The sequence below is a fragment of the Arthrobacter sp. TB 26 genome (assembly GCF_000427315.1).
Lineage (GTDB): Bacteria > Actinomycetota > Actinomycetes > Actinomycetales > Micrococcaceae > Arthrobacter.
The window spans coordinates 1-1079 of the sequence record NZ_AUPJ01000111.1 but is presented as its reverse complement, the minus strand read 5'-3'; the positions used below and the strand labels follow the sequence as shown (position 1 = coordinate 1079).

Genomic DNA, 1079 nt, shown 5'->3' with positions numbered 1-1079 from the left:
CCCGCCGCGGCCGGGCCGAGAAATCGCTGCTCTCCATCGCGGAGAAGCTGCGGGCCCCGGTCATCTGCACCCCCGGCGGCAACGGCGCGTTCCCGTGGAACCATGAGCTCTCGCTGCAGTCCTGGATCGAGGACCAGCACATGACGGAGCTGCTCGAGGACGCCGACGTGCTGATCGTCATCGGATCCTCGCTGGGCGAAGTCACCTCCAACTACTTCACCTTTGAGCCGCGCGGCCGGATCATCCAGATCGACGCCGAACCCCGCGTCCTGGAATCCAACCGCCCCGGCCTGGGCATCCGGGCCGACGCCGGCCAGGCGCTCGCCGCCCTGGACGCCGCGCTCGACACAGCCCTCGACGCCGCCATGACGGAGCCGCACGGAGAGCGCGCGGGCTGGCACGGCACCCCGCCTGAGACCGTGGTCAAGGACACCCTGGCCAAGGTCAAGTCCCGGCTGGAATCCCAGGATCTCGGCAAGGAACTGAAGTTCATGGCGGACATCCGGGCGGCCGTTCCCCCGGCCATGCAGACGTTCTGGGACATGACCATCTCCGCGTACTGGGCCTGGAGCTGCTGGGACGCCCGCGAGGGCCAGTTCCACTCCGCACAGGGCGCCGGCGGGCTCGGCTTCGGCTTCCCCGCGGCGATCGGCGGCGCCGTCGGCCTGGAAACCACCGGCAAGTCCGGGGCTTCAGCCCGGGTGCTCGCCGTCTCCGGCGACGGCTCGGCAATGTACTCCATCTCTGAACTGGCCACGGCCAAGCAGCACAATGTGCCGGTCACCTGGCTGATCGTGGACGACGGCGGCTACGGCATCCTGCGCGAATACATGGTCGGCGCCTTCGGCAAGGCCACCGCCACGGAACTCGCCCGCCCCGATTTCGTCAAGCTGGCCGAGGCCTTCGGAGTCCCGGCCGTCCGGGTCGCCCCCGAGGACATCGGGGACGCACTCAAGGCGGGATTTGCCGCGGACGGGCCGAACGTCGTCGTCGTCGAAACCCTGCTCAAGATGTTCGCCCCCACCCACATGGAGGCCTGAGCACCACGCTCGACTCCCTCCTCAAAATGCTCAGCGCGG

At 69.2% G+C, this 1079-nt stretch carries 1 protein-coding gene; it reads left to right on the top strand.

Annotation, left to right across the window (positions count from 1 at the left end):
* Window positions 1-1040 (top strand): thiamine pyrophosphate-binding protein (locus K789_RS26750; protein WP_024365500.1); only part of this gene is annotated, 1040 nt, incomplete at its 5' end.
* Window positions 1041-1079 lie beyond the last annotated feature (39 nt).